Origin of the sequence: Cupriavidus sp. 30B13 (genome assembly GCF_049059565.2) — a bacterium.
In the GTDB taxonomy this organism is placed as follows: Bacteria; Pseudomonadota; Gammaproteobacteria; order Burkholderiales; family Burkholderiaceae; genus Cupriavidus.
In genome coordinates, this window is record NZ_CP188224.1 from 1,003,370 (window position 1) to 1,020,019 (window position 16,650).

Consider the following 16,650-nt stretch of genomic DNA (forward strand, 5'->3'; position numbering starts at 1 on the left):
ATGACAGAAGCGAAAAACCTTGGCGCGGCGCCGTCCGTGCAACTGCACGGCGTGCACCACACCGCGCGCCCGACCTGGAAGCTGGGCGAGACCGTGCACTTCTACCGCGACCTGCTGGGCCTGCCGCTGGTGCACGCGATCTCGGCGAAGGGCTGGGGCCCGGACAACCATGCCGATTTCCTGCACTTCTTCTTCGACAGCGGCAACGGCAGCACCATCGCTTTCTTCTACTACATCGGCACCGAGCGGCCGGACTGGCTGACCGTGCGCGAGCACTACCAGGACCGCGCCACCCACACCGCCTGGCGCGTGCGCGACGAGGCCGAGCTGCTGCAATGGCGCCAGCGCGTGGAGGCGGTGGGCATTGCGCTGCGCTACCAGATCCGCCACGAGGTCATCGAGTCGATCTATTTCAACGACCCCAACGGCTACCCGATCGAGATCACCTGGCAGGTGCGCCCGTTCAGCGCGGCGGACGCGCGCGACGCGCAGCTCACCATCGACGCCGCCATCGAGCTGGAGGAGGAGGGCGCGGGCTTCGGCTCCATCGAGCCCGTGTGGCAGCGCAAGGCCGCGCGCATCGGCGCCGCGCCGCAGCCGAGCGGCAAGGCCTCGGTCTACGTGCTGGACGTGCCGGAGTTCGCCGCGCTGATCGACGTGGCGCGCGGCACCGAGGGCTACACCGCCACGGCGCTGGGCAACGGCTATGTGCGCATCGACGGCAGCCCGCACATCGCGCTGCGGCGCAAGGCGCTCGGCTTCAAGCCGGCGGTCTGGTACGGCGCGCTGACCGGCGGCCTGGCGGGGCGCATCGAGCAGTTCGACATGGATGCCTTGCTGATTTCGCCAGGGGAGGCATGATGAAGGTCGCGATCATCGGCGGCGGCCCGTCGGGGCTGTTTCTTGCCATCCTGCTCAAGGAGCGTCTGGCGGAGGTGGAGATCGACATCTACGAGCAGAACCCGGAGGATGCCACCTTCGGCTTCGGCGTGGTGCTGGCCGACACCGGCTTGTCCAGCCTGCGGGCGGCGTCGCCCACGGTGGTGGACGCGCTGGCCGGGGCCATGCGCTTCAGCGATCGGCATTCCATCGTCAGCCACGAGCACCCGATCACCATGAAGCGCCCGGGCGCGGGCGGCGGCGCGATCCCGCGCATCCGGCTGCTGGCGATCCTGCAGGCGCGCGCGCGCGAGCTGGGCGTGCGCATTGCCTACCACACGCGCATCACGGATTTCGCCGCGCTCGACGCCGACCTCGTGGTGGGCGCCGACGGCGTGAATTCGCTGCTGCGCGCGGCCAACGAGGCGGGCTTCGGCACCACGCGGCGCAACCTGACCAACCACTTCGCCTGGTACGGCGTGGAGAAGGCGTTCGCCAACCCGGCGCTGGTGTTCCGCAAATACGAGGGCGGCTATTTCGTGGCGCACTATTACCCGTACTCCGACACCATGAGCACCTTCGTGGCCGAGTGCGATCACCAGACCTGGACCGACTTCGGCATGGAGGCGATGCCGCAGGAGGCGCGCCAGGCGCTGTTCGAGCGGATCTTCGCCGCCGAGCTGGGCGGCTACAAGCTGGTGTCCAACAATTCCGTGTGGCGCCAGTTCCCGGTGATCGTCAATCAGACCTGGCACTGCGGCAACCAGGTGCTGATCGGCGACGCGCTGACCAGCGCGCATTTCTCGATCGGCTCGGGCACGCGCATCGCGATGGAGGACGCCATCGCGCTGGCCGACGCAGTGGTCGCGTTCCCCGGCGACGTGCCGGCGGCGCTGCGGCGCTACGACGAAGTGCGCCGCCCGGAGAAGGCCAAGCTGATCAGCGCGTCGGAGGCCTCGTACAACTGGTACGAGCGCATCCGCGAATGGATGGAGCTGCCCACGCCGCACGAGTTCGTGCTGCGCTTCATGACGCGCACCGGCCGCGTGGACCTCAACCGCCTGCGCGAGCAGTATCCCAGCCTGATGGCCGAGCTGGCCGCGGGCGGGGTGGGTGGCATGGGTGGCATGGGTGGCATGGGCGGGTCCGCCGCGACGCAGCCATGATGCGCGCCACCGAGTACGTGCTCAGCGAGCAGCCCTTCGTGGTGCGCCGCGTGGTCCGCTGGGGCGACTGCGACCCGGCCGGCGTGGTCTATACCGGCCGCTTCACCGACTACCTGCTCGGCGCGGTCGGCCTGTTCTCGGACCACCTGGCCGGCGGCGCCGGGCGGCTGGGTGCCGTGCACGGCGTGGGCACGCCCTGCAAGGGCATGCGCTTCGAATTCATCGGCACGCTGTGGCCGGACGACGTGATCGACATCGAATGCTGGGTGGAGGCCATCCGCACGCGCTCCTACGACATCCGCTGCCTGGCGCGCCGCCCGGACGGCACGCCGGTGTTCGACGCCATGTTCTCGCCGATCTGCGTGCGGCTGGACGAGCGTGTCGGCACGCCGGTCCCGGATTCGCTGCGCGCGGCGCTCGCGGCCTTCCAGCGCACCGCGGGCCACGCGGCAGAAAGCGCATAACCGCATAAGCGCATAACCGCATAACCGCATAACCGCGCATCACATTCACGACATCATGCAATACAGAATCGGACAGATCGTTCCCAGCTCCAACATCACCATGGAGCGCGAGGTGCCGGCCATCTTCGCCGGCCGCATGCAGGTGCTTGCCGAGCGGTTCTCGTTCCACGCCAGCCGCGTGCGCATGCACCGGGTGGTGGCGGAGGAGCTGGCGCGGATGAACCAGGACATGGGCCGCTGCGCGCTGGAACTGGCCGACGCGCGCGTGGACGTCATGAGCACCGCATGCCTGGTGGCCACCATGTGCATGGGCAAGGGCTATCACCGCCGGGTGGTCGAGGACCTGCTCGCGGCGATCGAGGGCGTGCCGTACCGGCCGGCCATCATGACCTCCGCGGGCGCGCTGGTGGAAGAACTCAAGGACTTCGGCGCGCGGCGCATCTCGCTGCTGGCGCCATACAGCGACGCGCTCACGCGCACGGTGGTCGAGTACGTGGAGAGCGAGGGCATCGAGGTCAAGGATGTGCTGAACTTCTCGATTCTCGACAACCTCGCGGTCGGCGAGCGGGACCCGATGCAATTGCTGGAGGACGTCAGGCGGCTCGACACCGCCGGCGTGGATACGGTGGTGCTTTCCGCCTGCGTGCAGATGCCGTCGCTGCCGGCGATCGAGCCCGCGCAACTCGCGCTCGGCATCCCGGTCACGTCCACGGCGGTCTGCACCGCGCGCCAGATGATGCGCCGACTCGGCATCGAAGCGGTGGCGCCGCATGCCGGCGCCTACCTCGGCAGCCGGACGGGCCTCGCTTGACGGCCACGGCTTCATCCGCAACGCTTCATCGCAGCCGCCCGCAGAGGCGGCCATCACACGAAACGGAGACAACCACCATGCAGCATTCCCGCCAACCGGCCGGCGCCGCCGGCCGATGGACTTATATCGCCGTGATCTTCGGCGCCGCGCTCGGCATGCTGGCAGGCTACGCGCCCCTGTTCAACGCCACCGCCGGCGTATTCGTGCGGCCGCTGGCCACGGAGTTCGGCTGGGGCCGCTCCGAGGCGTCGTTGTCGTATGCGGCGTCGATGTTCGGGCTGGCGGTGGTCAGCCCGCTGGTGGGCACGATGATGGACCGCTTCGGCATCCGCCGCGTGATCGCGGTGTCGGCGCTGGTGTTCGGCGCCGCCACCGCCTGCATGGCGCTGCAGAACGGCAGCAAGGCGTTGTGGATCGGCTTGTCCGCCGTGGTGGGCGTGTTCGGCGCGGCCACCTCGGTGCTGGGCTACCTGGCCGTGCTGCCGCAATGGTTCGACCGGCGCCTGGGGCTGGCGCTGGGCATCGCCATGTGCGGGCTGGGCGCGGGCACCGTGCTGATGCCGGCGGCCGCGCAGTACCTGGTGACGGGCTTCGGCTGGCGCACGGCGTATGTGGTGCTGGGCATCGGCTCCATCGCGCTGTCGCTCGTGGCCTGCGCGCTGCTGCGCGAGCGCAGGGCGCCCGGCGCGGCGGGGGGCGGGGGCACGGCGAAGGCGCCGGCCGGCGAGGGCGTATCGTTCGGCCAGGCGCTGCGCAGCTACCGCCTGTGGGCGATCTGGGCGGTCTTCGTGCTGGCCTCGTCGGCCACGCTGTCGCTCGGGCCGCACCTGCCGGCGATGTTCGCCGACCGCGGCTTCAGCCCGGCCGATGCCGCACGCAGCGCGTCGATGGTGGGCGTGGGCCTGCTGGCGGGCCGCATCCTGACGGGCATCCTGATCGACCGCATCCACGCGCCGTTCGTGGCCTGCGTGTTCTTCGTCGGCGGCGCGCTGGGCATCTTCCTGCTGCGCGCGTCGCACGACTACCAGATGCTGCTGGTGGCGACCACGCTGATCGGCCTGACCATCGGCGCGGAGGGCGATCTGATCTCCTACCTGGTGCGCTCCTACTTCGGGCTGCGCGCGTTCGGCGCGCTGTTCGGCATCGCGTTCTCGGGCTACGGCTTCGGCGCGGTCATCGGGCCGGTGGGGCTGGGCGCGTGGTTCGACCGGCACGGCAGCTACGACGTGCCGCTGCTGGTGCTGCCGTGCATGCTGCTGGCCGCCGGCGTGCTGACGCTGTCGCTGGGCCGCTACCTGCGCCCGGGCGGCCAGGCCGAGGCGGTGCCCGAACCCGCCGGCGCCTGACTCGCCATCGCCGGGGCGGGCGGGTAGAATTAGCAGGGGCGCAATTTTGTCGCGCCCGGCGTCTGACGACGTCCACCAAGCGTCCACCGCGCGTCCACTGAGCTGCCGATTCCCATGCCCGCCGCCCGTACTGCTGCCCGTAAGCCTGCCGCCGAACCCGACTCCAGGACCCCGACCGCGAGGAGCGCGCCGAACGCGACCGGCGCGCCTGGCACGCCGGCCGCGCCGAACCCGCCGCGCCGCCGCGGGCGGCCGCCCAAGACGGACTCCGCCATCGGCGCGGAGCCGATGCTCAGCCGCGTGGCGATCCTGCAGCACGCGATCCAGCTCACCAAGTCGGTGCCGCTGGACCAGATCTCGATGGTCCAGCTGGCGAAGGATTTCGGCGTGGCGCCGGGCCTGATCCACTATTACCTGGGCGGCCGGGACCAGCTGGTGTCTGGCGTGCTGAACGACTACTACCGGCAGCGGCTCACGCGCATCCCGTCGCTGACCGGCGACTGGCGCGCGGATGTGGAGGCCATTGCGCGCCTGAGCTTCGAGGTGGCGGTGGAGAATCCCGGCGTCAGCATCTACGTGGCGTCCCACAACCGTTTCCGCCTGTTCCAGGACGTCGAGCCCGGCGAGACCGACTACGGCATGGAGTTCTTCAACCGCATGACCTCCGCCTTCATGCAGGGCGGCTTTACCGCCGAGCAGGTCGCGCTGGCCTACCACCTGCTCGCGCAATACCTGGTCTCCGCCAGCATGGCGGAGGCCTCGCACCAGTTGCCGGCCTACCACCAGGCTTTCATCGAGAAGAAGCTCGGCTCGGTCTCCGCGCTGCAATATCCCGGCGCGCGCTTCGTCAGCAAGGCGTTTTCGCGGCTGTCCTCCGACACGGCCTTCGAGGAAGGCCTGCGCATCACGCTGGACGGCATTGCGGCATGGAAGCGCGCGGCCCAGCCCGCGCGCAAGTCGCGGGCCAAGGCCGCCTGACGTTTTTCCCGATGTTTTTCCCGGTGTTCCCAGTGTTCCCGGCCGCCCGCGCTACGGTGCCGGCGCGGCCTGCGGCGTGACGATATCGAAGAAGCCGTCGAAGGTGTCGAGCATGCCGAACAGCGACGCCACCGCGCGCGGGTCGCCCTCGATGCGGATGCCGCCGTTCTGCACGGCCTCGGGCAGCGTGAGCTGCTTGAGGCTGATCTTGTCCAGCGTGGCCTTGTCCAGCGTGATGGCGGCGGTGGGCTGCGGGAACTGCGAGTCGGCCAGGTAGGTCAGGGCGCTGTTGCGCAGGGTCATGGCGTAGCGCTGCTGCAGGTCGGTGAAGTGCCAGTTCAGCGTCAGCGTCTTGCCGGCGGCCTTGCCGGCGTTCAGGCGCACCGCAAGGTAATCGAAGAAATGCGGCACCGTCAGCGCGCGCACCAGGTCGGGCGAGGCGGTGCCGGGGGTGGCCGCGCGCGCCACGCCGTTGCGCAGTTCCTGCGCGCCGGTGAGGTAGGCGTTGCGCCAGGTGGTGTTCTCGGTCTGGTAGCCGAGCTGCTCCAGCGCGTCGGCCTGCAACGCGCGCGCGGCGGCGTTGGCGGGATCGGCAAACACCAGCTCGTTGCCGATCTGCGCGACCCAGCGGTATTCGCCGCGCGCGTAGGCTGCGCGCGCGCGGGCCAGCACCGCGTCGGCGCCGCCCATCCATTCGATGGTCTTCCGTGCGGCCTGCACCGGCGGCAGCGGGTCGAGGTGGGCCGGGTTGCCGTCGTAGAAGCCCAGGTAGCGCTGGTAGACCGCGCGCACGTTGTGGCTGACGGAGCCGTAGTAATCGCGCGCATACCACTTGCTGGCCAGCGGCTCGGGCAGCTTGCGCAGGGTGTCGGCAATGTCCATCGGCGTGAGGCCCTGGTTCAGCAGGCGCAGGGTCTGGTCGTTCAGGTAGGCGTACATGTCGCGCTGGTCCGAGAGGAACTCGGCGATGCGCGCCTGGCCCCAGGTGGGCCAGTGGTGCTGGGCGATCAGCACGTCGCTGCGCTCGCCGTAGCGCTGCAGCGCCTGGCCGATGTAGTACGACCACGCCTTGGCGTCGCGCACCTGGGCGCCGCGGATGGTGAGGATGTTGTGCTGGGTGCGCGCGGCGTTCTCGGCAATGCACAGGGTGCGCATCTGCGGGAAATACAGGTTCATCTCGGCCGGCGCCTCGGTGCCCGGCGTGAGCTGGAACTCGATGTCCACGCCGTCGATGCGGCGCGTGTCGATGGCCTTGGCGACCAGGTCGGTCGGCGGCAGCAGCGTGATGGTGCCGCGCGAGGTGGCCTTGCCCAGGCCGGCGTCCACCTGGCCGGTCTCGCTCTTGGGCAGGTTGGTGCCGTACATGTACTGCGCGCGCCGGCTCATGGCGTTGCCGGCCAGCACGTTCTCGCTCACCGCTTCTTCCATGAAGCCGGCCGGCGCGATCACCGCCACCTTGCCGGCCTTCACCTCGGCCTCGCTGACGATGCCCCTGGCGCCGCCGAAGTGGTCCACGTGGCTGTGCGTGTAGATCAGCGCCACGACCGGCCTGCGCGGGCGGTTGGCGTAGTACAGGTCCAGCGCGGCGCGCGCGTTTTCGGCCGAGATCAGCGGATCCATCACGATGAGGCCGGTGTCGCCCTCGATGATGTTCATGTTGGACAGGTCGGCGCCGCGCACCTGGTAGATGCGCTCGGTGACCTTGAACAGGCCGGCCTCGTTGTTCAGTTGCGCGAGCCGCCACAGGCTCGGGTTGACCGTGGCCGGCGCGGCCTCGGCGCGCTCGAAGCCGTAGGCGCCGAAGTCCCACGCGGTGCGGCCGTCGGCGGTGCGGATGGCGGTCTGCGCGAAGCGCGCCACCAGCCCGCGCCGGGCGTCCTCGAAATCCTGCCGGTCGGCGAAGGGCAGCGCCTGCAGCCAGGCGGCATTGGCCTGCGCGGTGGCCGGCGTGGCGGCGCCGGCGGCCAGGCTGGCGCCGCCATGCAGGGCGGCGGCCGCGGCGAGCGGAACGAGGGCAAGGCGCGTGGCGCGGCGAAAGGACATGGACAAGCTCGCAGGAGGACAAACAGGACGACTATTGGAGTCGAGTGCTGCATATAATTCAATTGCAAGTTTTTCATCACATCCATGCAGGGAGCGTATAGCTTGAACCTCAAGCGCCTGGAACACCTGATCGCGGTGGCCGAAGAAGGCTCGCTGGCGGCCGCGTCGCGCCGCGTGCACCTGAGCCAGCCGGCGCTCACGCGCAGCATCCAGGCGCTCGAGGCCGAGGCCGGCATGCCGCTGTGCGACCGCGGCGCGCGCGGCGTGACGCTGACCGCCGCCGGCCGCATGGTGGCCGAGCGCGCGCGCCGCATCCTGTTCGAGGCGCGCTGCCTGTCGCGCGACCTGACGCTGGTGCGCGAGCACGAGATCGGCAGCGTGCGCTTCGGCCTGGGACCGTTTCCCGCCGCCATCCTGCTGCCCGAGGTGCTGGGCGCCCTCAACCGCGACTGGCCCAAGCTGCGCATCGCGGCCGAGGTGGGCAACGCGCCCGCGCTGCTGGACGCGCTGCGCGCCGAGACGCTGGATTTCCTGGTGGCCGAACGCCGCACCATTCCGCAGGACGTGGAACTCACCGTGCGCGCCATGCCGCCCGAGCCCTCCGGCTGGTTCGTCAGGCCCGCCCACCCGCTGGCCGGCGCGCGGGTCACGCCGGCGCAACTGCGCGACGCCATGCTGGTATCGGTGCCGTTTCCCGAGTACGGCCACGGGCAACTGCGCCGCCTGCTGGGCTGCCGGCCCGGCGAAAGCCTGCCGTTCCATGTGGAGAGCAACGACCTGCGCGCGCTGACACTGCTGGCGTGCCGCTCCGACGCCATCCTGCTCGCTCCCGAGCGCGCGCTGCGCGAGGAACTGGCCAGCGGCGCGCTGCAAGCGCTGGAACTGCCCGGCGCCGCCGGCACGCCGCTGCACTTCGTCATCGCGCACCTGGCCCAGCGCACGCTGTCGCCGGCGGCCGAGCGAGCGGTGGCCGCGGTGATGGCGGCGGGCGGGCGGCGGGAGGGTGACGGCAGGGCCGGCACGTTCTGAACCCCACTGCAGTGCGATTGACGCGGGTGTGAACGATATTTAACATGTTGCCGATTCTTGACCCGCAGCGGATCAGGCCCTCGAGGGCGGCCGCCTGCCGCCGGAGCTGTCATGGTTCGTAAGTTGTTGGTGCCGGGTGCCGCGCCGGAAGCTGGGCTACTGGTGAGCACTCGCCCGCGCGCGGGCGCGGCGCTCGCGCCGGCGCAGGTGGAGGCGCGGCTGCGGCAGAAGCGCTCCGTTGCCTATGTGGCGGCCGTTCACAAGCTCGATGCCGGTGGCCACGTGCATGACCGCCATGCGGTGGATGCGCTGGTGGCGGCCATCCGCGAGGAACTGCCCGACATCGCCATCGACCAGTACCCCGTCGGCATCGTGGCCCGGTGCCATCTCGGCGCACCCTACGAGGTCCATACGCTGGACCGCCAGGGCAACATCATCCAGCACTACAAGACCTTCGAACCCTTGCCGCCGCTGCTGGCGAAGGGGCGCGCGCTGGCCGTGCACCCGCACTACGCCTTCGTCGAAATCTATACGGACAAAGTCATCGCGGTCACGGCCGCCGGTGACACCGCCATCGTCAAGGGATGACATGAGTACGACGGAACGCATTATCCAGGTCGCGGACCTGACCTACATCACCAAAAGCCTGCACAGCCTGAACCGGGATATCGAGACCGTATCCGGCCAGGTGACCGACGTCGGCAACGTGCTGGCCAACACGCGCTCTGAACTGGCGCGGCTGGAAGAGGCATTCCTGCGCTTCGTGGCCGCCGACCTGAAGGCCAAGGAACTGTCGCTGGCCGAGACGCGCCAGGTCAAGATCCGGCAGGAGCTGGAGACTACCTACGGCTACTACGCCGAGGTACGCCGTCAGGCCACCGGCATTCTGCAGGCTGCCGACGTGAACGTGGTGCGCGCCGAGACCATCAAGGCCGCCACCGAAGGGCTGATGCTGTCGGCGCCCCGCTACTGGCTGGCGCCGGCGCTGGTGGCGCTGGCCGCATGGCTCAACGACCATGAAGACCTGGCCCGCCGCGCGCTGGCCGAGGCCATCCGCCGCGACGACGAAAAGACCTCGCTGTTCTTCGCCCTGGTCAGCCGCCGCGCCGGGCGCGGCGAGGCGTGCCGCACGTGGATGGACCGTTTCTTCGGCATGCAGGACCCTGCCAGCCTGGACCGCCAGACCGTGATCATGGTCGACGCGGTGGCCAGCGGCGTGTTCGGTGGCGATATTCGCCTGCAATGCACGCGCCGCATCGAATCATGGGTGGGCGAACTCAGCGAGCAGGCCGGCTTCGTGGACACGCAGCGGCGCCAGTGGACCGACGGCCTGCTGACCAAGATGCGCGAGCTGGACCATGCGGACCGGTATAGCCATCTCTCGCGTTTCAGCCCGACGTGGCCGCGCCTGAACGCGTCGATGAACCAGGTCGGCACGCACGCGGCAGTGCTGGCGCATTTCCGCGGCATCTTCGACGGCCCGCTGCCCAGCGCGAGAAGCATCGGCGCGGCGGTGGACGGCCTGCTCGACACCCTGGTCAGCCAGTTCGACGACGAGGAGCTTCCGCTGCGCCGCGAGGACCGGCTCAACCAGCTCATCATCAACGAATCCGGCGACCGCCCCGCCGCCGAGCGCCGCCAGGCCCTGGAGAATGCCGCGCTGGAAGAGCGCGTGAGCTTTACGCAGTTGCTGACCAATGCTGCCATGAACCCGGAGCTCAGCAAGGCGACCCGCGCTACGCAACGCTATGCCATCGCGCTGTCGCGCGCGTGGATCCGCGATGCGCACGACGATCTGACGGCGACATTCCGCAATGCGATACCGGCCGAGATCGACCTCGCTATCGAAGGCTGGGCCGGCAAGACGCGTGCCGGCGAGAACGAGCGCGAGCTGCTTGACGGGCTGGGCGCGCACCTCGACGCCGAGCGCGATGCCACGCTGGCCGGGCTCAAGCTGGGCATCGCGCACTGGGTGGCTGGCGTGGTGGGCGTGTTGGCTTTGTTGATGGCGATCAGTAGCGGCATGGTCTTCGCGCTGGTGGGGATCGCCGCGCTCGGCTGGGTGGTGGTGGCGCGCGGGAAGATCGCCAAGGCGCGCGAGCGGGTGATGGCGGAAGCCGTCAAGAAGCGCCAGCAGTGCCAGGATGCGCTCAAGGCTACGCTCGCCGAACTCGTCGAGTGGCGCCGCGAGGCGGCCACGCGCGATGCCGTATCCGCTCAGGTCACGCAATTGCTCGATGCCGTCTCGCCCGAGCAATACACCCTCAGCACACATGACGGCACGCGTCGCGTCATCGCGGCCGCAGCCTGAAAGGAACTCTCATGACACGCCAGATCCTGGCCGCCGGCTCCGGCCAAGCGGTATCCGACGCAGCCGGCGCTGTGGTGCCCGATGCTGCCGCATCCATCCCGGCGGCAACGGAACCCGGCACGCCCGCCGCTGCGCCGAGCCAGGCGCTGGCCGGCGCATTTCCCGCATGGGACTTGCTGCCGGCCGCGCCGTTCGTGCGCCGCGTGCGCTGAGGCGTGCTGCTTTCTCATGACGCGTTTCCCCATGATGCCGGCCCCATGACGCCGCCGCATACGTATGCCGAGTGGTCCGCCTGCCTCGAAGCGTTCGGGCGGGGCGACAGCGACGAGATTGCCCTCGATGCCATGCGTGCCGGCACGCTGAGCTGGTCCGGCGGGGTGGCGCCGCTGTTCGCCCGGCGCATCAGCGAGGTACTGAGCCTGCGCCTGCAGCGCGTTGCCGACGAGATGGCGCGCGCCTTGCGCGCCGGACATGCCGGGGCAGGCCATGTTGCCTTGTCGCGCACGTTGCTCGACGCGCGCCGCAAGCTGTGGGTGTTGAGCCGGCTGGCGCAACTGCCGGCCTTGCCCGCCGAAGTGCGCGATAGCCTGCAAGGTCAGTTGCGCCAGTACGCCAGCCAGGCCCAGCAGTCGCTGGAAGACAGCGCGCAGGGCGACCGCAGCGGGCAGCTCGCCAGCGTCATCCGCCATAATGCGCTGGTGCGCTTCGACACCGAGCCGGTACCGGAACCCCCGCCGGTCGCCGGCGCCGCCGCGCCGTCCCCTGCCGGCCAACCCACCGGCGATCCCATCCGCCGCCGCAGGAACATCCTCGCCTAGACATGAGCGACACCAAGGAATTCAAGAACACGCTGACCCGCTACCTCAAGGCGCGGGTCCCCTTCATCTCTATTCGCAGCGCGGAACGCGCACGCGTGCTGGACATCCTGCGCGAGATCGCACAAGGGCTGAACAACGCGCCGGTCTACCTGCATACGCTGTCGCAAGGCACCAAGGAGCTGGTCAGCGGCCGGTCCGCCAACGAGGACCGCTCCGTGATCGGCGCGCTGGATTTTGCCAGCCAGCAAATCGGCCAGCGCCAGAACCTGACGTTCGTGCTGACGGAGGTCTCGGACACCGAGGACGACACGCCGTTCTCTCGGCAATTGCTGGACGCAGTGATGCTGGCGGCCGAGAACGGCGGCGCGGTGGCGGTCATCACCACCAAGCCGGTATGGGGCCAGCTGCAGCGCCTGGGCATGTCGCTGGTGTTGTCGCCGCCGACCGAGGATGAAATGCTGGAGATCATTCACGAGCAGATCGGCGCGTACCGCGCGGACTACCAGATCGAGTGGGACGACGCGGACGAGCGCGAGGCTGCCGCCATCTTGTGTGGGGTCTCGCGCATCGAGGCCGAGAACATCATCGCCACGCTGCTGGCCAACGGCCGCATCGTCAAGGCCGACCTGGCCGAGCTGACCCACGCCAAGGACCGTATCTTCGCCGACATCTCGGGCATCGAGCGCGTGCAGGTGCGCGGCGCCGAGCTCAACGTGGGCGGGCTCGGGGGGCTGAAGGGCTGGCTCGACAAGGAGCGTCCGCTGCTGACCGCGGACCTGCGCGAGCGCGGCATCCGCCCGCCGCGCGGCGTGTTGCTGGTGGGCGTGCCGGGATGTGGCAAGTCGCTGTCGGCCAAGGCCATCGCGCACAACTGGAAGATGCCGCTGTACCGGCTGGACCTGTCCACCATCCATGGTCAGTACCTGGGCCAGAGCGAGGGCAGGCTCAAGGAGGCGCTGAGCACCGCCGACCATGTGGCGCCGTGCGTGCTGTGGATCGATGAGATCGAGAAGGGCCTGGCCGGCGCGCAGGGCAACGGCGATGGTGGCACTTCCACGCGGCTGGTGGGGCAGTTCCTCTACTGGCTTCAGGAAGCACGCTCGCGCGTGTTCGTGGTGGCCACGGCCAATGACGTGTCGCGGCTGCCGCCGGAGCTGTTGCGGCGGGGACGGTTCGACGAGCTTTTCTTCGTCGATCTGCCCACGCCCGAGGAGCGCCGCGAGATCATCGGCATCTATGTGCAGCGCGGCCTGAAGCGCCAGATCGATCCGGCGCTGATGAGCGAACTGGTCGATGCGTCCGAGGGGTTTGCCGGCTCCGATCTCGAATCCGCCGTGCGGGAAGTGGTCAAGGAGGCCTACCTCAATGGCGATGGCGCGGTGTCCGATGCCCTGTTCCGGCTCAGCTTCCAGAACGTGGTGCCGCTGTCCAAGACCAGCCCCGAGCAGATCGAATCGATCCGCACATGGGGGCGCGAGCGCGCCGTCCCAGCGTCGGGCCAGCCGATCGGCGGCGTCGCCACGCAAGGACGCTCACGGCGGGTGGTGCTGGCCTGACGCGACGCATGCCGTCGCCGGCAGGCCGCTAGAATATCCCCCGGTCGACTCCGCAGCGGCGCGGACACACGGGGAATCCACCATGGCACAGCCAAAAAAGCAGACCCAGGTCACGGTGTGGCGCGCGCCGGACCTCGGCGCGGAACTGCTGCGCGGCAGCTTTGCCGATTTCTCGTACGACACCCACACCCATGACACGGCCTGCTTCGCGCTGCTCACACACGGTGCCATCCGCATCCGCACGCGCGGCACGGAGTTCGTGGCGCGCAAGGGCGACCTGTACGCCATCGCGGCGGACGAGCCGCATGCCGGCTGGCCCGTGGACGCGCAGGGCTGGAAGCTGCGCACGCTCTATGTCGACATGGACCACCTGCGCGCGCTGGCCGGCGACGAGCGCGCGCACCGGGCGGTGACGCTGGCCGGGCCGATCATCCGCGACGCGGAACTGGCGTCGATGCTCTACGGCGTGCACTGGTGTTCCCAGCAGCAGGGGCCGGCGCTGTACCGCGAGGAACGCTACCTGGCGTTCGCGTCGCGCCTGTTCGCGCGCCATGCGCGGCATGCGGCGGAGCTGGCCGAACCGGCGCCACCGGGCAAGGCGGACCGCGCCGTGCGCCTGGCGAAGGACTTCCTCGACAGCCACCTGGAGCAGCAGGTCAGCCTGGGCGACATCGCCGCGGCCGCCGGCCTGCCGGCGTTCCGCCTGTTCCGCGCATTCGAGCGGGCCATGGGCATGACGCCGCATGCCTACCAGCGCCAGGCGCGCATCCGCACGGCGGTGGGGCTGATCCGCGGCCGCCATGCGCTCAGCGAGGTGGCCGCCGCCGCCGGCTTCGCGGACCAGGCGCACCTGACGCGGTGCTTCCGCCGCGCGATGGGCGTCACGCCGGGCGTCTACCAGAAGGCGGTGCGGACCTGAGCGACGCTTTTTCCGCGGCGCGGCTGCAATAGCGTTCAAGACGGCAGCCGCGCGGGCGGGGATCATCGTGCTCTTTCCGTTTGCACAGGACAAGGAGCCTAGCGATGATGAACGCCGTTTCGAATGCCATCCCCGGCGCTGTCCCGGCCGCCGTGCCACAGCGCTGCGTGATCGTGGTGGACAGCGAGTTGCCCGTGGGCCGCGCCGCCAATGCCGCCGCGGTCATCGCGCTGACCGTCGGCCAGCGCCATCCGGGGCTGGTCGGGCTGCCGCTGGTGGACGCGTCGGGCTACGCGCACCCGGGCCTGATCCCGGTCGGCATCGCGGTGCTGGCGGCGCCGCAGGAAGCGCTGGGGAGCCTGCGCGGCAAGGGGCTGGAGGCGGGCTGCGACGTGGTCGGCTTTCCTGCCGAGGGGCAGCGGACCACCGACTACCAAGCGTTCCGCGCGGCCGTGGGGCAGGTGCCCACGCAGGCAATGCAGTACGTCGGCATCGCCCTGGTGGGCGACAAGAAGCCGGTCGGCAAGATCGTGGCGAACCTGGGTCTGCTGAAGTAAAGCGCAGCCAAGCTGCCCCCGCTTCAGGGAAACCCCGGGGTTCGGCGCGCCGCGAGTCTTCCTACAATAAGTCCATATTATAAATTTAAATTCCATAATATGGACTTTCGATGCCATTAGACGCGCCCGACACCGAACCGCTCACGCCCTACCAATACCCCAATCCGCCGCACGCGCTGCCCGAGATCGTGGTGCCGCACGCCATTCCCACCGACGAGCGGCTGTGGGTGCCGCAGGCGGAGAACGTGTGGTTCCGGCCGCTGTGCCTGAACGCCAGCCAGGGCTACTGGATGAACCTGCTGCGCGTGCGCAAGTCCGGCGTGCTGAGCCGGCACCGCCATCCGCAGGCCGTGCACGGCTTCGTGCTCAAGGGCCGCTGGCGGTATCTCGAGCATGACTGGGAGGCCACCGAGGGCAGCTATGTCTTCGAGCCGCCGGGCGAGACCCATACGCTCTACGTGCCGCCCGACGTGGAGGAGATGATCACCTATTTCCAGGTCAACGGTGTCATGTACTACACCGACCCGTGGGGCAAGGGCATGGGCTACGAAGACGTCTTTACCAAGATCGAGATGTGCCAGAGGCATTTCGCGGCGGTGGGCCTGGGCGCGGAGTATGTGAACCAGTTCATCCGCTGAGCGGGGCGCCGCGCGCCGCCGCGCCGGGATTCGCAGTCGCAGCAGTCAACGGCAAGACCCCACAAGACACGATAAGACACGATAAGACACAAGAGGAGACAACATGACCAGGCAGCCCCGTTTTGCCCCGATGCGCCTGCGCGCCCTGCTGGCCGTGGCGGGCGCGTTGCTTGCCGTCGCCAGCGCACCGGCGATGGCGCAGGCAACCGCATTCCCCACGCACGGCATGGAGCTGGTGGTGCCGTTCCAGGCCGGCGGCGGCACCGACGCGCTGGCCCGCGCGTTCGCGGAGTCGTCGCGCAAGCACCTGCCGCAGAGCATCGTGGTGGTCAACAAGCCAGGCGCCAGCGGGGCGATCGGCTGGGCCGACGTGGCCAACGCGCACCCCGACGGCTACAAGCTCTCGCTGCTCACGGCGGACCTGACCATCGTGCCGCACCTGGGACTCACCAAGCTGACCTACGAGAACTTCGTGCCGATCGCACGGCTCAACGCCGATCCGTCGGCCATCACGGTGCGCAGCGATTCGCCGTACACCACGGTGGAGGCGTTCCTGGAGGCGGCGCGCAAGGATCCCGGCACCATGCGCGTGGGCAATGCCGGCAACGGCTCGATCTGGCACCTGGCTGCCGCCGCGCTGGAAGACAAGACCGGCACCAAGTTCAACCACATCCCGTTCCAGGGCGGCAACCCGGCCGTGCTGGCGCTGCTGGGCGGGCATATCGACGCGGTCACGGTCAGCCCGGCCGAGGTGTCGGTCTACGTGGCGGCCGGCAAGCTCAAGACGCTGGCGGTGATGGCGGACCAGCGCGTGAAGGGCTTCGAGTCGGTGCCGACGCTCAAGGAGCGCAACATCGATTTGTCGATCGGCACCTGGCGCGGCATCGGCGTGCCGCGCGGCACGCCGCCCGAGGTGGTGGCGGTGCTGCGCACGGCGGCGGCCAGGACCGCCGCGGAGCCCGCGCTGCGCGAAACGATGGACAAGCAGAACCTGGGCTTCGCTTACGCGGACCAGGACGAGTTCCGCAACGCGATGGCGAAGGACAACGCCTACTTCAAGTCGCTGATCGCCAAGGTCGGACTCGGCCATTGACGGCGCGGCCGCGCGCGCCGGCCGGGCGCGCGGTCTTCCCTT

General features: G+C 69.6%; 17 protein-coding genes. 16 read left to right on the forward strand and 1 reads right to left on the reverse strand.

Features of this window, described 5'->3' with window-relative positions:
• The 6 genes from ACKI2N_RS23795 to ACKI2N_RS23820 all read left to right on the forward strand — a co-directional run bounded on the left by ACKI2N_RS23795 (position 1) and on the right by ACKI2N_RS23820 (position 5,644).
• Positions 1–861, forward strand: a complete 861-nt coding sequence (locus tag ACKI2N_RS23795) for a VOC family protein (protein WP_420998248.1) — start codon at positions 1–3, stop codon at positions 859–861.
• Positions 861–2,045 (forward strand): FAD-dependent monooxygenase, encoded by a 1,185-nt coding sequence (locus tag ACKI2N_RS23800; RefSeq protein WP_420998264.1) that lies wholly within the window; start codon positions 861–863, stop codon positions 2,043–2,045. The genes ACKI2N_RS23795 and ACKI2N_RS23800 overlap by 1 nt, the downstream gene beginning before the upstream one ends.
• Entirely contained in the window at positions 2,042–2,509 is a 468-nt protein-coding gene (locus tag ACKI2N_RS23805) for an acyl-CoA thioesterase (protein WP_420998247.1), read from the forward strand. Before ACKI2N_RS23800 ends, ACKI2N_RS23805 begins: the two co-directional genes overlap by 4 nt.
• 55 nt (positions 2,510–2,564) lie before the next feature.
• Positions 2,565–3,320, forward strand: a complete 756-nt coding sequence (locus tag ACKI2N_RS23810) for a maleate cis-trans isomerase family protein (RefSeq protein ID WP_420998246.1) — start codon at positions 2,565–2,567, stop codon at positions 3,318–3,320.
• Between the two features lie 77 nt (positions 3,321–3,397).
• On the forward strand, positions 3,398–4,666 hold the full coding sequence (locus ACKI2N_RS23815; protein ID WP_420998245.1) for an MFS transporter: 1,269 nt from the start codon (positions 3,398–3,400) through the stop codon (positions 4,664–4,666).
• A gap of 288 nt (positions 4,667–4,954) precedes the next feature.
• The gene (locus tag ACKI2N_RS23820; RefSeq protein WP_420998244.1) at positions 4,955–5,644 is read left to right on the forward strand and encodes a TetR/AcrR family transcriptional regulator; all 690 of its coding nucleotides are present in this window, start codon (positions 4,955–4,957) and stop codon (positions 5,642–5,644) included.
• Between the two features lie 51 nt (positions 5,645–5,695).
• On the opposite strand, the gene ACKI2N_RS23825 is transcribed toward ACKI2N_RS23820, so the two are convergent.
• On the reverse strand, positions 5,696–7,687 hold the full coding sequence (locus tag ACKI2N_RS23825; RefSeq protein ID WP_420998243.1) for an alkyl/aryl-sulfatase: 1,992 nt from the start codon (positions 7,685–7,687) through the stop codon (positions 5,696–5,698).
• Between the two features lie 102 nt (positions 7,688–7,789).
• Here ACKI2N_RS23825 and ACKI2N_RS23830 point away from each other — a divergent pair, with 102 nt between their 5' ends.
• The 10 genes from ACKI2N_RS23830 to ACKI2N_RS23875 all read left to right on the forward strand — a co-directional run bounded on the left by ACKI2N_RS23830 (position 7,790) and on the right by ACKI2N_RS23875 (position 16,608).
• A complete protein-coding gene (locus ACKI2N_RS23830) occupies positions 7,790–8,716 on the forward strand; it encodes a LysR family transcriptional regulator (protein ID WP_420998242.1) in 927 nt (308 codons plus the stop codon).
• 162 nt (positions 8,717–8,878) lie between these two features.
• The gene (locus ACKI2N_RS23835; protein ID WP_420998241.1) at positions 8,879–9,304 is read left to right on the forward strand and encodes a hypothetical protein; all 426 of its coding nucleotides are present in this window, start codon (positions 8,879–8,881) and stop codon (positions 9,302–9,304) included.
• A 1-nt stretch (position 9,305) separates the two neighbouring features.
• Positions 9,306–11,027 (forward strand): hypothetical protein, encoded by a 1,722-nt coding sequence (locus ACKI2N_RS23840; protein WP_420998240.1) that lies wholly within the window; start codon positions 9,306–9,308, stop codon positions 11,025–11,027.
• 11 nt (positions 11,028–11,038) lie between these two features.
• On the forward strand, positions 11,039–11,239 hold the full coding sequence (locus tag ACKI2N_RS23845) for a hypothetical protein (RefSeq protein ID WP_420998239.1): 201 nt from the start codon (positions 11,039–11,041) through the stop codon (positions 11,237–11,239).
• 45 nt (positions 11,240–11,284) lie between these two features.
• A complete protein-coding gene (locus ACKI2N_RS23850; RefSeq protein ID WP_420998238.1) occupies positions 11,285–11,845 on the forward strand; it encodes a hypothetical protein in 561 nt (186 codons plus the stop codon).
• Positions 11,846–11,847: 2 nt separating this feature from the next.
• On the forward strand, positions 11,848–13,401 hold the full coding sequence (locus ACKI2N_RS23855; RefSeq protein ID WP_420998237.1) for an AAA family ATPase: 1,554 nt from the start codon (positions 11,848–11,850) through the stop codon (positions 13,399–13,401).
• 82 nt (positions 13,402–13,483) lie between these two features.
• Positions 13,484–14,320, forward strand: coding sequence for a helix-turn-helix domain-containing protein (locus ACKI2N_RS23860; protein WP_420998236.1), 837 nt, complete (start codon positions 13,484–13,486; stop codon positions 14,318–14,320).
• A gap of 104 nt (positions 14,321–14,424) precedes the next feature.
• Positions 14,425–14,877, forward strand: a complete 453-nt coding sequence (locus ACKI2N_RS23865; RefSeq protein WP_420998235.1) for a DUF2000 domain-containing protein — start codon at positions 14,425–14,427, stop codon at positions 14,875–14,877.
• Between the two features lie 110 nt (positions 14,878–14,987).
• A complete protein-coding gene (locus ACKI2N_RS23870) occupies positions 14,988–15,515 on the forward strand; it encodes a 2,4'-dihydroxyacetophenone dioxygenase family protein (RefSeq protein WP_420998234.1) in 528 nt (175 codons plus the stop codon).
• 103 nt (positions 15,516–15,618) lie between these two features.
• On the forward strand, positions 15,619–16,608 hold the full coding sequence (locus ACKI2N_RS23875; protein ID WP_426990940.1) for a tripartite tricarboxylate transporter substrate binding protein: 990 nt from the start codon (positions 15,619–15,621) through the stop codon (positions 16,606–16,608).
• Positions 16,609–16,650 lie beyond the last annotated feature (42 nt).

Coding starts and splice junctions, on each gene's coding strand:
- ACKI2N_RS23795 (WP_420998248.1), top strand. CDS start 1: ATGACAGAAGCGAAAAACCTTGGCGCGGCGCCGTCCGTGCAACTGCAC.
- ACKI2N_RS23800 (WP_420998264.1), top strand. CDS start 861: ATGAAGGTCGCGATCATCGGCGGCGGCCCGTCGGGGCTGTTTCTTGCC.
- ACKI2N_RS23805 (WP_420998247.1), top strand. CDS start 2,042: ATGATGCGCGCCACCGAGTACGTGCTCAGCGAGCAGCCCTTCGTGGTG.
- ACKI2N_RS23810 (WP_420998246.1), top strand. CDS start 2,565: ATGCAATACAGAATCGGACAGATCGTTCCCAGCTCCAACATCACCATG.
- ACKI2N_RS23815 (WP_420998245.1), top strand. CDS start 3,398: ATGCAGCATTCCCGCCAACCGGCCGGCGCCGCCGGCCGATGGACTTAT.
- ACKI2N_RS23820 (WP_420998244.1), top strand. CDS start 4,955: ATGCTCAGCCGCGTGGCGATCCTGCAGCACGCGATCCAGCTCACCAAG.
- ACKI2N_RS23825 (WP_420998243.1), bottom strand. CDS start 7,687: ATGTCCTTTCGCCGCGCCACGCGCCTTGCCCTCGTTCCGCTCGCCGCG.
- ACKI2N_RS23840 (WP_420998240.1), top strand. CDS start 9,306: ATGAGTACGACGGAACGCATTATCCAGGTCGCGGACCTGACCTACATC.
- ACKI2N_RS23845 (WP_420998239.1), top strand. CDS start 11,039: ATGACACGCCAGATCCTGGCCGCCGGCTCCGGCCAAGCGGTATCCGAC.
- ACKI2N_RS23850 (WP_420998238.1), top strand. CDS start 11,285: ATGACGCCGCCGCATACGTATGCCGAGTGGTCCGCCTGCCTCGAAGCG.
- ACKI2N_RS23855 (WP_420998237.1), top strand. CDS start 11,848: ATGAGCGACACCAAGGAATTCAAGAACACGCTGACCCGCTACCTCAAG.
- ACKI2N_RS23860 (WP_420998236.1), top strand. CDS start 13,484: ATGGCACAGCCAAAAAAGCAGACCCAGGTCACGGTGTGGCGCGCGCCG.
- ACKI2N_RS23865 (WP_420998235.1), top strand. CDS start 14,425: ATGATGAACGCCGTTTCGAATGCCATCCCCGGCGCTGTCCCGGCCGCC.
- ACKI2N_RS23870 (WP_420998234.1), top strand. CDS start 14,988: ATGCCATTAGACGCGCCCGACACCGAACCGCTCACGCCCTACCAATAC.
- ACKI2N_RS23875 (WP_426990940.1), top strand. CDS start 15,619: ATGACCAGGCAGCCCCGTTTTGCCCCGATGCGCCTGCGCGCCCTGCTG.